Raw genomic sequence first — 11,846 nt, 5'->3', positions numbered from 1 at the left:
GTTTCCCCATCTGCCGTCACCGTGCTCGGCCTCGGGCTGACGCCGGGTCTCCGCACGGTGCGCGGGCTGCTGTCGACGCCGGAAGAGCGTCGCGGTCGTGCGTGCGGCGTCCGTCCCCGGAGGCTCCGAGGGTGCGGACCATCCGTGCACCGCGGCCGCGGACAGCATAGTTACTCACAGGGTTATCCACCCTGTGTGCGAACGGGCCGTCTGCACCGCGCGGGCGATCCCCGGCGCGTCGCGGCCACGCCACACGCTAGCCACTGCCGGAGATCAGGACAAATCGACCCTATCGACGCCGGCATGTCAATACCGGCCGATGGCCCGTCCGTGTGGATAATCGCGATCCCGCACTCGGGTTTGACCGGAGGCCCGTCGCCCCGTAGATTTAGGCAGTTGACCCAGCCTGTCGAGGCTGCCCCATCTTCCCAGCCGCACTCGTCGGCCCCGTGGACCAACCTGAGTGGAGACTCACCGTGAGCAAGCGCACCTTCCAGCCGAACAACCGCAAGAAGGCCAAGAAGCACGGCTTCCGCCTCCGCATGCGCACCCGCGCCGGCCGTGCCATCCTCGCCGCCCGTCGTGGCAAGGGACGCACCGAGCTCTCCGCGTAGCACGTGCTCGCTCGGCAGAACCGCGTGACGAGCGGTGCGGACTACCGCACCATCGTCAGGCGGGGACGCCGGTCGACCACCGCGACGGCGATCGTCTCCGCACTCGCCGGTCCCCCGGACTCGCCGACCCGCTTCGGGTTCATCGTGTCGAAGAAGGTGGGCAACGCGGTGACCCGCAATCTCGTCCGACGTCGCCTCAAGGCCGTGTCGGCGGGGCTCCTGCCCTCCGTCCCCCCGGGGACCTCCATCGTGATCCGCGTACTGCCAGGCATGGAGCAGACACCGTGGGTTACCCTGCAGGAGGAGATGGCGTCAGCCGTGACGCGGGCCGTGAGGACGATATGAAGAGGGCACTGACCTCCGTCGTCCTGGCGCCCCGGAACGCGGCCATCGCCGTCATCAGCCTCTACCGGCGCGTGGTCTCCCCTTTTTACGGGGACGTCTGCAGGTACTACCCCTCCTGCTCCGCATACGGTCTCGAGGCCGTCCAGGAGCACGGACTCCTCCACGGCGGCGCCCTCGCTGCATGGCGCGTGTGCCGGTGCCACCCGTGGGCGGAGGGCGGCATCGACGACGTCCCCGCTCGTCGGGTCCAGCAGTACCGGCGCACGAGGCTCGGATTCGTCGTCGCACCCAGCCACGGAAAGGGCTAACGACCACCTCATGGACTTCCTCGGAACGATCCTGTGGCCGATCAAGTGGGTCATCGAACTCATCCTGGTCGGCTTCCACACGCTCTGGACCAGCCTGGGGCTCGACCCCGACGCCGGCGCCACGTGGGTGCTCTCCATCGTGGGCCTCGTGCTCGTGGTGCGCGCGGCCCTCATCCCCATCTTCGTCCGACAGATCAAGAACCAGCGCCGCATGATGGAGGTCGCGCCGCAGCTGAAGAAGATCCAGGACAAGTACAAGGGCAAGCGCGACCAGTTCTCCCGCGAGGCGATGTCCCGCGAGACCATGGCGCTCTACAAGGACACGGGTACGAACCCGCTCAGCAGCTGCCTCCCCCTGCTCCTGCAGATGCCGATCTTCTTCTCCCTCTACTCGGTGCTGCACCGGGCGGCGGTCGAGGAGCTCCCCGGCATCGGCCTGCTGAACGACCAGCTGTCGCGGTCCTTCGGCGAGTCGGTCTTCCTGGGCGCTCCCCTGCAGTCCGCCATCTCCACGGCTGACGGCAACATCAACGTCATCGTGATCGCGTCCGTCATGGTCGTCCTCATGAGCGCGTCGCAGTTCATCACGCAGCTGCAGATCATGGCCAAGAACATGTCGGAGGAGACGAAGGCCAGCCCGATGTTCAAGCAGCAGCGCATCCTGCTGTACATCCTCCCGCTGGTGTTCGCGGTGTCCGGCATCGCCTTCCCGCTCGGCGTCATGTTCTACTGGCTCGTCTCGAACTTCTGGACCATGGGACAGCAGTTCCTGGTCATCCGCAACATGCCCACACCCGGTAGCGAGGCGGCGCGGGCACGCGAGGCGCGCCTGGCCCGCAAGGGGAAGCTCGTCACCCCCGAGGCGACGGCTGATTCCTCGACAGTGGTCGTCGAGGAGCGCAAGCCCGCCCAGCGGCAGCAGCCGGTGAGCAAGAACCGTGCCAAGAAGCAGGCGGGATCCAAGAACCGATGAGCGACGTGACCGACTCCACCGAGCAGGCCGTGGGAACGGCGACCGGGGAAGACGAGACCGCCGTACCGGCTCCCGCGGATGCACCCGGTGCTGTCGACGAGGGTGACATCGCGGCGGACTACATCGAAGAGCTCCTCGACATCTGCGACCTCGACGGCGACATCGACATCGACCAGCGCGGTGGACGGGCCTACGTCTCCGTCGACGCGGCCGATTCCGAGGACCTCCGGTTGCTGTCGAACCCCGAGACCGTGACGGCGCTGCAGGAGCTGACGCGGCTCGCCGTGCAGAACAAGACCGGCGTGTTCAGCCGCCTGATCCTCGACGTCGGCGGCTCGCGAGATGCCCGGCAGGCGGAGCTCGCGCAGCTGGTCGACCGAGCCGTGGAGCGCATCTCCGCGGGGTCGGCGAGCGCCTCCCTGCCGCCCATGTCGTCATATGAGCGCAAGCTCGTCCACGACATCGTGGCGGAGCGCGGCTACACGTCCGAGTCCGAGGGCGAGGGGCGTGACCGCCACACGGTGATCAGCAAGGCGTGACGTGTCGTCGCGACGATGAGAAGGCCCGGTCCGGTTGGACCGGGCCTTCATGCATTGAGGGCGTGGAACCCGATGCTCTGTTCAGGGGTGATAGTACGGTCGTGTTAGAAAGCCAGTGGTCGCATTGAGCATCGGATGCAGGGGTCGAGGTACTGATCTGGGCCGGTCACGCACCGATGGCGATCGTTCACGTGCTGGGATGGATGGCCGAGTTCATGCTGCTCGCGCCGCACGGCAGGGTTCGACCTTCGCTCCCGCACGGTGCGGTCTCATGTGTACGCCTCGATTCTGCGTGCCGTGCTCGATCCGCTCACCGTAGGGGAACACTGGCTACGGGTAGAGCCGTGTTTCACGTGAAACATGCATTGCGATCACGAGGTTGGCCCCTGACTGCGGGTGGCGTATCGACGTTGTAGTGAGGAGCGCCACTGTTCCCAGAATCCGAATGTTTCACGTGAAACGCTTCGAGTACACACCTCGTGGCGCACGAGCGCCGGGAGTCGCTCTGGCCCTCACTCCATGACCGCTAAACTCGGGAGATCCGGCGGCGCGCACCATGGTGTCGTGTTGTGAGGATCATGCCCCCGAACCTCCGCCGCAACGATCAGAAGATGGAATCGTCATGTCCGAGAAGATCATCGTCGAGCAGGAACCCGCCGTCGCGGAAGAACTGTTCGGTGCGCGGATCGATGTCGTCCGGGAGTTCACGGCTCAGTTGGGGGAGCGCGGTGAGGAGCTGGGACTCATCGGTCCGTTGGAGCCGCCTCGGCTATGGACTCGGCACGTCATCAACTCGGTGCTGGTCGCTCCTCTGCTTCGGCCGGGGGTGGTCGGTGACATCGGTACGGGAGCTGGTCTTCCGGGACTCGTTCTCGCCATCGCGCGACCGGACGTCGAGTTCGTCCTCATCGAACCCATGGAGCGACGTGTCGCGTGGCTGGAAGAGCAGACCGAGCATCTGGGCCTCGGCAACGTCACCGTGCGGCGCGCGCGAGCGGAAGATGTGGCGCAGGAGTTCACCCTGGACCAGGTGACGGCGCGAGCCGTGAGCGCCTTCTCCAAGCTCATCCCGTTGACGGTACCGCTCGTGCGGACGGGCGGCGAGCTCGTCTTCATGAAGGGCGTCAATGCCGAGCGGGAGGTCGAGGCCGCGAGCAAGGTGATCCGCAAGTACCACCTCGAAGATGTCGAGGTACTGACCCTGGGTAGTGGGCAGGTTGCTGAGGTCACTCGGGCCATCCGGGCGCGAGTAGCGTGACCGATGACACCTCTGTATGCGAATTCACTGGTCACGGGTGCATTCGGAGTCATATCCGTGCCGACCTCGTGATGTTCCACGTGAAACATCTCCCCCTATTGACGCTGATGCCCTCGTTCGCCTCCCGACAGGAAGTTGCCCATGGATGACGATCTGAGTCCGATCGCCCGTGAGCTCTCCGAGACCAGCCGGCGTCGGAAGGCCCTCGCCGGTCTCGTGCTGCCCCGGCCTGCCACGACTCGCGTGCTCACGATCGCGAACCAGAAGGGTGGCGTGGGCAAGACCACGTCGACGGTGAACCTGGCGGCTGCCCTCGCCAAGTCCGGAGCGCGGACGATGGTCATCGACCTCGATCCGCAGGGCAACGCGTCCACGGCGCTCGGAGCTGACCGGTCCTCCGAGCTGTCGAGCGTGTACGACGTGCTCGTGAACGACGCCTCCATCGACGACGCCCTCCAGAGCAGTCCCGAGTTCGACACGCTCTTCTGCGTCCCCGCCACGATCCACCTCGCCGGTGCGGAGATCGAACTCGTCAGCCTCGACCAGCGGGAGCGTCGGCTCCGTCGCGCGCTCGACGCCTTCCTGGCGTCCGACACGGGTCAGGGCTTCGACTACGTGCTGATCGACTGCCCCCCGTCGTTGGGGCTCCTGACCATCAACGCGTTCAGCGCTGCCAAGGAGGTCCTCATCCCCATCCAGTGCGAGTACTACGCGCTGGAGGGGTTGAGTCAGCTGCTCTCGAACATCGAGCTGATCGCGCAGCACCTGAACCCCGAGTTGGCGATGTCGACCATCCTCCTGACCATGTACGACGGCCGCACGAACCTCGCGCAGCAGGTTGCGGCGGAGGTCCGCGAGCACTTCCCCCAGCAGACACTGACGACCTTGATCCCGCGGTCCGTGCGCATCAGCGAGGCGCCGAGCTACGGCCAGAGCGTCATCAGCTACGACCCCAATTCACCCGGTGCGCTCTCCTACCTGGAGGCCGCCGCCGAGATCGCACATCGAGGAGCCCAGAGGTAATGGCAACGAAGAGAACCGGCTTGGGGCGCGGCATCGGCGCGCTCATCCCCACCTCCGACGACCGCAGCCGGCCCGTGGACGTGTTCTTCCCGGACAGCGTCGGGGCCGGGGCCCCCAGCGGCATCCAGTCACCCAAGGGCGAGAAGACCGCGGACGACAAGCGCGAGCCCGAGCTCGTGGCCGTACCGGGCGCCCGGCTGGCCAACCTCGATCCGGCGGACATCACGCCGAACGCGCAGCAGCCGCGCACCGACTTCCGACCCGACGAGCTCCAGGAGCTGGTCGTCTCAATCCGCGAGTACGGCGTCCTGCAGCCGATCGTCGTCCGCCCGCTGGGTTCCGACGAGACCGGTCGCGCGAAGTACGAGCTCGTCATGGGGGAGCGGCGCCTCCGGGCGACCAAGGAGCTGGGGCTCGACACCATCCCGGCCGTCATCAAGGACACCGCCGACGAGTCCATGCTCCGGGATGCGCTGCTCGAGAACCTGCACCGATCCGAGCTCAACCCCCTGGAAGAGGCGAGCGCGTATCAGCAGCTGCTGGCCGACTTCGCCATCACGCAGGATGAGCTCGCGCAGCGGCTGGGGCGGTCCCGGCCGCAGATCACCAACACGATCCGCCTCCTGCGCCTGCCGGAGGACGTCCAGCACCGCGTGGCGGCCGGCGTGCTGTCCGCCGGTCACGCGCGCGCGATCCTTTCGTCCGGGGACGAGGAGGCCATGCGCCACCTCGCGGACAAGATCGTGAACGAGGACCTGTCCGTGCGTGCGGCGGAGGCGGCGGCGCAGAAGGGGCAGCGCACCGCGAAGCCCCGGAAGAGCTCGTCCTCGGCGCGCGACGCGCACCTCGATGAAGCCGCGCAGCGGATCGGCGACCACCTGAACACGAGCGTCCGGGTGACGATGTCGGCTCAGAAGGGACAGATCCTCATCGACTTCGCGACCCTCGGGGACCTGACCCGCATCGTGCAGGAGATGGGCGTGCCGGACGGCGAGCCAGGCTGATGCTCAGAGGGGGAACGGACCGAGCGTCCGTTCCCCCCTCTGCGTCGTCCTCGGCGCTAGCGCGCGTCTGCTGCGGCGAGGGCGGACTCGGCGAGGCGCCGGTAGAGGTCGCCGACCTCGATGCCGGCCGCTGCGAGGCCCTGGGGCAGCAGCGACGTCTCCGTCAGCCCCGGGATCACGTTGACCTCGAGGAACCACGGGTCGCCGGCGGCGTCGATGATGATGTCGACGCGGGAGACCTGCCCGATGCCGAGCGCCCGGTGGATCCCCACCGCTGCCTCCGTCGCCGCGGCTGCTGCGGCGGGGGAGATGCGAGCCGGGGTGTAGAAGCGGGTGAGACCCGCGTTGTAGCGCGCCTCGTAGCCGTACACGCCCGACGTGGGGACGATCTCGGTGGCCGGCAGGGCCTCGGGACCCGCGCCGGTGTCGAGGACGCCGATGGCGACCTCGGTGCCCTCCACGAGCTGCTCGATGAGGGCGACGTCACCGTACGTGTACGCGTCGACCATCGCGCGGGGGAGGGCATCCGCGTCGCGCACGATGGTGACGCCCTGCGCGGATCCCCCACGGGCGGGCTTCACGGCGTACGGCGCGGGCATGGCCTCCGTCACGAGACGGAGGACGGCCGCGGCGCCCAGCTCGCGGAACGTGTCCTTCGGGAGGGTGACGGAGCGCGGGGTGCGGATCCCGGCGGACTCGGCCAGAGCCTTGGCGGTGGGCTTGTCCCAGGCGAGGCGGGCAGCGCGTGCGGACGATCCCACGTAGGGGACGCCCGCGAGCTCGAGCAGCCCGAGGAGCGCGCCGTCCTCGCCGCTGGCGCCGTGCAGGACGGGCCAGACGACGGCGGGAGGGGTGTCGCGCAGGAAGTCGAGCAGGGTGGCGTCGGGATCCCGGAGCGAGGACGCCACGCCCGCGCGGTGCAGGGCATCCGCCACGCGGCGTCCGCTGCGGAGCGAGACGTCGCGCTCGTGGGAGATGCCGCCGGCCAGGACGACGACGGAGAGGGGGTCGTGTGCGGTCATGGTGCTGGATCCGATCGTGCTCGGTTGGTGCGGGTCAGTCGAGGTCGGGCGGCGGCGCGGCGACGGACGTCGTGGGACGGGACGCGAGCGGGCCGGTGCCGGAGAACGTGCTGAGGAGGTCCAGCTCGTCGTCGATGACCGTCGACATGCGACGGATGCCCTCGCGGATGCGCTCGGGCGTGGGGTAGCAGAACGACAGGCGGATGGCATCGCGACCGCGGCCGTCCGCGTAGAACGCGGTGCCGGGCGTGTACGCGACCAGCGCGGTGACGGCGCGCGGCAGCATCTGCTTCGAGTCCAGCTGCTCCGGGAGCTTGAGCCACACGTAGAAGCCGCCGTTCGGCACGGTCCAGCTGAGGCCCGGTAGGTGCTCCGCGAGGGCGGAGAGCGTGGCGTCGCGCCGCTCCCGGTACACGCCGCGGAAGGTGTCGATCTGGCCCTTCCAGTCGGACGCGTGCAGGTACTCGGAGATGATCAGCTGGCTGAAGGAGCTGGGGGAGAGGACGGCCGACTCCTGGGCGAGGATGAGCTTCTCGCGGATCGCGTGCGGCGCGAGCGCCCAGCCGACCCGGAAGCCGGGGGCGAGCGTCTTCGAGAAGGAGCCGAGGTAGATGACGCCCTCGTCGTCGAGGCTCCGCATCGCGTCCGGGGCCGGGCGGTCGAACCAGAGGAGCCCGTAGGGGTTGTCCTCCAGCACGAGGATGTCGTTCGAGCGGCAGATCTCGAGGATCTCCGGACGGCGGGCCGCCGACATCGTGACGCCGGCCGGGTTGTGGAAGTTGGGGACCGTGTAGAGGAACTTGATGGTGCGGCCCTCGCCGCGGATCCGCGCGATGGCCTCGCGCAGCGCCTCGGGCACGAGGCCGTCGTCGTCCATCACGACGTGCTCGACCACGGCCTGGTAGCTCCGGAAGACGCCGATGGCGCCGACGTAGCTGGGCGCTTCGGCGAGGATCACGTCGCCCGGGTCGATGAAGAGCTTGGTGACCAGGTCGAGCGCCTGCTGCGATCCCGTGGTGGTGACGATGTCGTCGACGCTGCCGCGGATCCCCTCGAGCGCCATGATCTCGAGGATGTCCTCACGGAGCTCGGGGGTGCCCTGGCCGCCCCCGTACTGCAGGGCCACGGGTCCGCGCTCGCGCATGACCTTCTCCATCGCCGTGACGATGAGCTCCTGCGGGAGGGCGGAGACGAACGGCATGCCGCCGGCGAGGGAGACCACCTCGGGGCGCGAGGCCACGGCGAAGAGGGCACGGACCTCGGAGGCGCTGAGGCCGGAGGTCCTGTCCGCGTAGTGGGCGAACCACGGGTCGAGGTTGGTGCCCGCGGATTCGCGGGGGCTGCCTGCAGATGTCACGTCACGTCTCTCACTGTCCGATTGCCGTCCAGCCTAACGGGCGGCCGGAGGGGATCCCCGTGGCCGGCCGCCGGTGGCTGCGGTACGCCGGAGGGCCCGGCACCTCGCGGTGCCGGGCCCTCCGGGTCGTGCTCGTCGCGCCGCAGCGCGAGCGGGTGCTACTTGAGGAACTCGGCGAACTCCTGCTCGAGGGCCGGCTTCGGCTTGGCGCCGATGACGGTCTTGACGACCTCGCCGCCCTTGAACACCTTCATGGCCGGGATCGAGGTGATCTTGTACTTCATGGCGACCTCGGGGTTGTCGTCCACGTCGATCTTGACGAGCTCGATGCCGGGGTTCTCGGCGGCGATCTGGTCGAGGACGGGGGAGACGGCCTTGCAGGGGCCGCACCAGGGCGCCCAGAAGTCGACGATGACGGTCTTCTCGGCGTCGAGGACGTCGGCCTGGAAGCTGGCGTCGGTGACGTCGCGGGAGTGGGACATGGGTGCTCCTTCGTGCGGTTCGTGCGGTTCCGGGCGGTTCCCGGATCGCGAGGTGGGGTGGGCTACTGCTCGGCGCCGACGAGCTCGCCGTCGGGGTCGACCACGCTGCCGGCAGCCGGTGCGCCGTGCGCCGCCGGTCCGTCGGGACCGTCGGACGAGGCGTCGAGCAGCGCGTCCGGCAGGGACGCCAGGAAGTGCTCGGCGTCCAGCGCCGCGATGGTGCCGGACGCGGCCGCCGTGATGGCCTGGCGGTAGGTGGGGTCGATGACGTCACCGGCCGCGAAGACGCCCGGCAGGTTGGTGCGGGACGAGCGGCCCTCGACGGCGATGGTGCCCTCGATGGTGAGCTCGAGCTGCTGGTGGAAGAGGTGCGTGCGCGGGTCGTTCCCGATGGCGATGAACAGGCCGTCGAGCGCGAGCGGACGCTGCTCACCCGTGACGGTGTCCTCGAGGATCACGCCGTCGACCTTCTCGCCGCCCGTGATGTCGACCACCTGCGCGTTCCAGACGAACTCGATCTTCGGGTTCTCGAACGCCCGGTCCTGCATGATCTTGGACGCGCGCAGGCTGTCCTTGCGGTGGATCACGTAGACCTTCTCCGCGAAGCGCGTGAGGAAGGTGGCCTCCTCCATGGCGCTGTCGCCGCCGCCGACGACCGCGATGGTCTTCTGGCGGAAGAAGAAGCCGTCGCACGTGGCGCACCAGGAGACGCCGTGGCCGCTCAGGCGGTCCTCCGACGGGACGCCGAGCTTGCGGTACGCGGATCCGGTCGCGGCGATGACCGCCAGGCCCTCGTGCACGTCGCCGTTGCCGAGGGTGACGCGCTTGACATCGCCCGTGAGCTCGACGGACGTGACGTCGTCGAGGACGACCTCGGTGCCGAAGCGCTCGGCCTGCGCCTGCATCGCCATCATGAGGTCGGGGCCCTGGATGCCCTCGGGGAAGCCCGGGTAGTTCTCCACCTCGGTGGTGTTCATGAGCTCGCCGCCGGCCTCGACCGAGCTCGCGATGAGGAGGGGCGTGAGGTTGGCGCGCGCGGCGTAGATGGCGGCCGTGTATCCGGCCGGACCCGAACCGATGATGATGATCTGACGCACGACGGCTTCTCCTCCACTACTCGGCGGGGCGCCTTCCCGGTGCCCGCTCACCTCTGCAACAGACCCACGGTAGCGGCTATTCCTCCGCCTCCCCCGGGCGCGGACGCGCGCGTGGACACGGCCGTGCGCGGGTGGGGCGGGGGCGGTCGCGGGGCGTCAGCGGCGGCGGAGGCGGCGCATCACGGGCCCGGCCAGCTGCTGCAGCTCGGAGGAGCGCATGGCGGCCAGGGCGGCCAGGTACACGGCCGTCATGACGGCGGCGAGGGGGATCCCGACGAGGAGCGCCTGGCCCTTCGACGCGACGCCCACGCCCTCGAACGGGCCGCCGGAGACGAGCGCGAGCAGCGCGATGCCGACGAGCGCCGTCGGCACGGCCGCGACGGCGAAGCGGACCGAGCTGTTGAGGATCCGACGCCCGTCGATCCGGCCGATGCGCCGACGCAGGAGGACCGCCGCGAGGACGGCCTGCCCGGTCACGGTGACGGTCTGGAGGACGGCGAGCCCCACGCCGATCAGCTCGACGGGCTGCTGCGCGATGACGAGGGCGCCGGCGATGAAGACGACCACCTGCGCGCACTGGATGAGGAACGGCGTGCGGGTGTCGGAGAGGGCGTAGAACGCGCGCTGCAGCACGAACAGGGTGCTGAACGCCGGCAGCCCGAGGATGAACGCGATGAGGACCATGCCGTACCCGCGGACCTCGCCCGCGTCGCCCGAGACCATCACCCGGGCCACGGGTCCCGCGAGGACCGCGATGAGGGCGGTCGAGAGCACGGTCATGAGGGCCACCGTGCGGATCGCCGAGGAGAGGTCGAGCCGCATGCTGTCGTGGTCGCCCTCGCCCGCGTGCGTGCTCATGCGCGTGAAGTACGCGGTGGCGATGGAGACCGCGAAGATCGAGTGCGGCAGCATGAAGAACAGCCAGGCGTTGAGCAGGATCGTGCTCGACGGGCTGTCCGAGGTGGCGGCGATGTTGGCCACGTTCGACTGCGCGATGCCGGCGAGCTGCGTGACCACGAGCATGCCGAAGGTCCAGCCGGCGAGGCGCCCGGCGGTGCCGAGGCCGACGCCGCGCCAGGCGAAGTCGAAGCGGAAGCGGAGGCCCACGCGGCGCCAGAACACGAACAGGACCAGCGCCTGGGCGACGACGCCGAGCGTCGCGGAGCCGGCCAGCACGACGATCTTGTCGAGGCTCCAGTCGTCGACCGGGCGGCTGCCGGATCCGAACATCGCCTGGAAGACGAGGAGGCCGGCGATCGCGACGACGTTGTTGAGGACCGGCGCCCACGTGAACGGGCCGAAGGAGCCCCTCGCGTTGAGGACCTCGCCGAGCACGGCGTAGAGGCCGTAGAAGAAGATCTGCGGGAGGCACCAGTAGGCGAAGGCCACCACGAGGGCGAAGACGTCCGGCGGCAGGGTGGCCGCGTAGACGGCGGAGACGACGGGCGCGCCCAGGGTCGCGAGGACCGTGACGCCGCCGAGCACGACGATCGCGATGGTGACGAGCTTGTTGATGTAGCCGGCGCCGCCGTCCGCGTGCTTGGCCGCCCGCACCACCTGGGGCACGAGCACGGCGTTGAGGACGCCGCCCGCGATGATCACGTAGATGTTGTTCGGCAGCTGGTTCGCGTTCGAGAACGCGTTGGAGCTGCCGAGGGTCGCGCCGATCGTCTGCAGCAGCACGATGGCCTTGACGAAGCCGAGGATGCGCGAGACGAACGTGCCCGAGGCGAGGAGGGCGGACGCGCGCCCGATCCCGCCGCCGCGGGGAGCCGGCGCCGCGGTCACGACGGGTCCGATCCGGGGGCGGGCGGCGCGGTCCGG

General features: G+C 69.3%; 13 protein-coding genes. 8 read left to right on the top strand and 5 right to left on the bottom strand.

Annotation, left to right across the window (positions count from 1 at the left end):
* Window positions 1-476 precede the first annotated feature (476 nt).
* From rpmH to ACT7CP_RS15220, 8 genes are all read left to right on the top strand, one after another.
* Window positions 477-614 carry a 50S ribosomal protein L34 gene (gene rpmH / locus ACT7CP_RS15255; RefSeq protein WP_012039665.1) on the top strand — a complete coding sequence of 46 codons (138 nt, stop codon included), beginning with the start codon at window positions 477-479 and terminating at the stop codon, window positions 612-614.
* Window positions 615-617: 3 nt separating this feature from the next.
* Window positions 618-959, top strand: a complete 342-nt coding sequence (gene rnpA / locus ACT7CP_RS15250) for a ribonuclease P protein component (protein WP_445442847.1) — start codon at window positions 618-620, stop codon at window positions 957-959.
* On the top strand, window positions 956-1,267 hold the full coding sequence (gene yidD, locus ACT7CP_RS15245) for a membrane protein insertion efficiency factor YidD (protein ID WP_445442846.1): 312 nt from the start codon (window positions 956-958) through the stop codon (window positions 1,265-1,267). Before rnpA ends, yidD begins: the two co-directional genes overlap by 4 nt.
* Window positions 1,268-1,277: 10 nt before the next feature.
* Window positions 1,278-2,240, top strand: coding sequence for a membrane protein insertase YidC (gene yidC, locus ACT7CP_RS15240; protein WP_413961828.1), 963 nt, complete (start codon window positions 1,278-1,280; stop codon window positions 2,238-2,240).
* A complete protein-coding gene (locus ACT7CP_RS15235; RefSeq protein ID WP_445442845.1) occupies window positions 2,237-2,779 on the top strand; it encodes a Jag family protein in 543 nt (180 codons plus the stop codon). Before yidC ends, ACT7CP_RS15235 begins: the two co-directional genes overlap by 4 nt.
* Before the next feature lie 622 nt (window positions 2,780-3,401).
* Complete coding sequence (gene rsmG, locus ACT7CP_RS15230; protein WP_445442844.1) at window positions 3,402-4,037, top strand: 16S rRNA (guanine(527)-N(7))-methyltransferase RsmG; 636 nt, start codon at window positions 3,402-3,404, stop codon at window positions 4,035-4,037.
* Window positions 4,038-4,178: 141 nt separating this feature from the next.
* A complete protein-coding gene (locus ACT7CP_RS15225; RefSeq protein ID WP_445442843.1) occupies window positions 4,179-5,060 on the top strand; it encodes a ParA family protein in 882 nt (293 codons plus the stop codon).
* Window positions 5,060-6,064 (top strand): ParB/RepB/Spo0J family partition protein, encoded by a 1,005-nt coding sequence (locus ACT7CP_RS15220; RefSeq protein WP_445442842.1) that lies wholly within the window; start codon window positions 5,060-5,062, stop codon window positions 6,062-6,064. Before ACT7CP_RS15225 ends, ACT7CP_RS15220 begins: the two co-directional genes overlap by 1 nt.
* Window positions 6,065-6,120: 56 nt before the next feature.
* On the opposite strand, the gene ACT7CP_RS15215 is transcribed toward ACT7CP_RS15220, so the two are convergent.
* The 5 genes from ACT7CP_RS15215 to murJ form a co-directional block, all read right to left on the bottom strand.
* The gene (locus tag ACT7CP_RS15215) at window positions 6,121-7,086 is read right to left on the bottom strand and encodes a D-alanine--D-alanine ligase family protein (RefSeq protein WP_445442841.1); all 966 of its coding nucleotides are present in this window, start codon (window positions 7,084-7,086) and stop codon (window positions 6,121-6,123) included.
* A gap of 34 nt (window positions 7,087-7,120) precedes the next feature.
* A complete protein-coding gene (locus ACT7CP_RS15210; protein WP_413961822.1) occupies window positions 7,121-8,443 on the bottom strand; it encodes an aminotransferase-like domain-containing protein in 1,323 nt (440 codons plus the stop codon).
* A 158-nt stretch (window positions 8,444-8,601) separates the two neighbouring features.
* On the bottom strand, window positions 8,602-8,925 hold the full coding sequence (gene trxA, locus ACT7CP_RS15205) for a thioredoxin (RefSeq protein ID WP_307505420.1): 324 nt from the start codon (window positions 8,923-8,925) through the stop codon (window positions 8,602-8,604).
* A 62-nt stretch (window positions 8,926-8,987) separates the two neighbouring features.
* Complete coding sequence (gene trxB / locus ACT7CP_RS15200) at window positions 8,988-10,022, bottom strand: thioredoxin-disulfide reductase (RefSeq protein WP_445442840.1); 1,035 nt, start codon at window positions 10,020-10,022, stop codon at window positions 8,988-8,990.
* Window positions 10,023-10,178: 156 nt separating this feature from the next.
* Window positions 10,179-11,810, bottom strand: a complete 1,632-nt coding sequence (gene murJ, locus ACT7CP_RS15195) for a murein biosynthesis integral membrane protein MurJ (protein ID WP_445442839.1) — start codon at window positions 11,808-11,810, stop codon at window positions 10,179-10,181.
* Window positions 11,811-11,846 lie beyond the last annotated feature (36 nt).

It is taken from the genome of Clavibacter rahimiani, from assembly GCF_052654495.1.
The sequence above is the reverse complement of the archived record's forward strand: the minus strand, read 5'-3'. Positions and strand labels throughout refer to the sequence as shown.

Excerpts from the sequence above, each read along its gene's own strand:
- yidD (WP_445442846.1), top strand. The coding sequence starts at position 956 with ATGAAGAGGGCACTGACCTCCGTCGTCCTGGCGCCCCGGAACGCGGCC.
- yidC (WP_413961828.1), top strand. The coding sequence starts at position 1,278 with ATGGACTTCCTCGGAACGATCCTGTGGCCGATCAAGTGGGTCATCGAA.
- ACT7CP_RS15235 (WP_445442845.1), top strand. The coding sequence starts at position 2,237 with ATGAGCGACGTGACCGACTCCACCGAGCAGGCCGTGGGAACGGCGACC.
- rsmG (WP_445442844.1), top strand. The coding sequence starts at position 3,402 with ATGTCCGAGAAGATCATCGTCGAGCAGGAACCCGCCGTCGCGGAAGAA.
- ACT7CP_RS15225 (WP_445442843.1), top strand. The coding sequence starts at position 4,179 with ATGGATGACGATCTGAGTCCGATCGCCCGTGAGCTCTCCGAGACCAGC.
- ACT7CP_RS15220 (WP_445442842.1), top strand. The coding sequence starts at position 5,060 with ATGGCAACGAAGAGAACCGGCTTGGGGCGCGGCATCGGCGCGCTCATC.
- ACT7CP_RS15215 (WP_445442841.1), bottom strand. The coding sequence starts at position 7,086 with ATGACCGCACACGACCCCCTCTCCGTCGTCGTCCTGGCCGGCGGCATC.
- trxA (WP_307505420.1), bottom strand. The coding sequence starts at position 8,925 with ATGTCCCACTCCCGCGACGTCACCGACGCCAGCTTCCAGGCCGACGTC.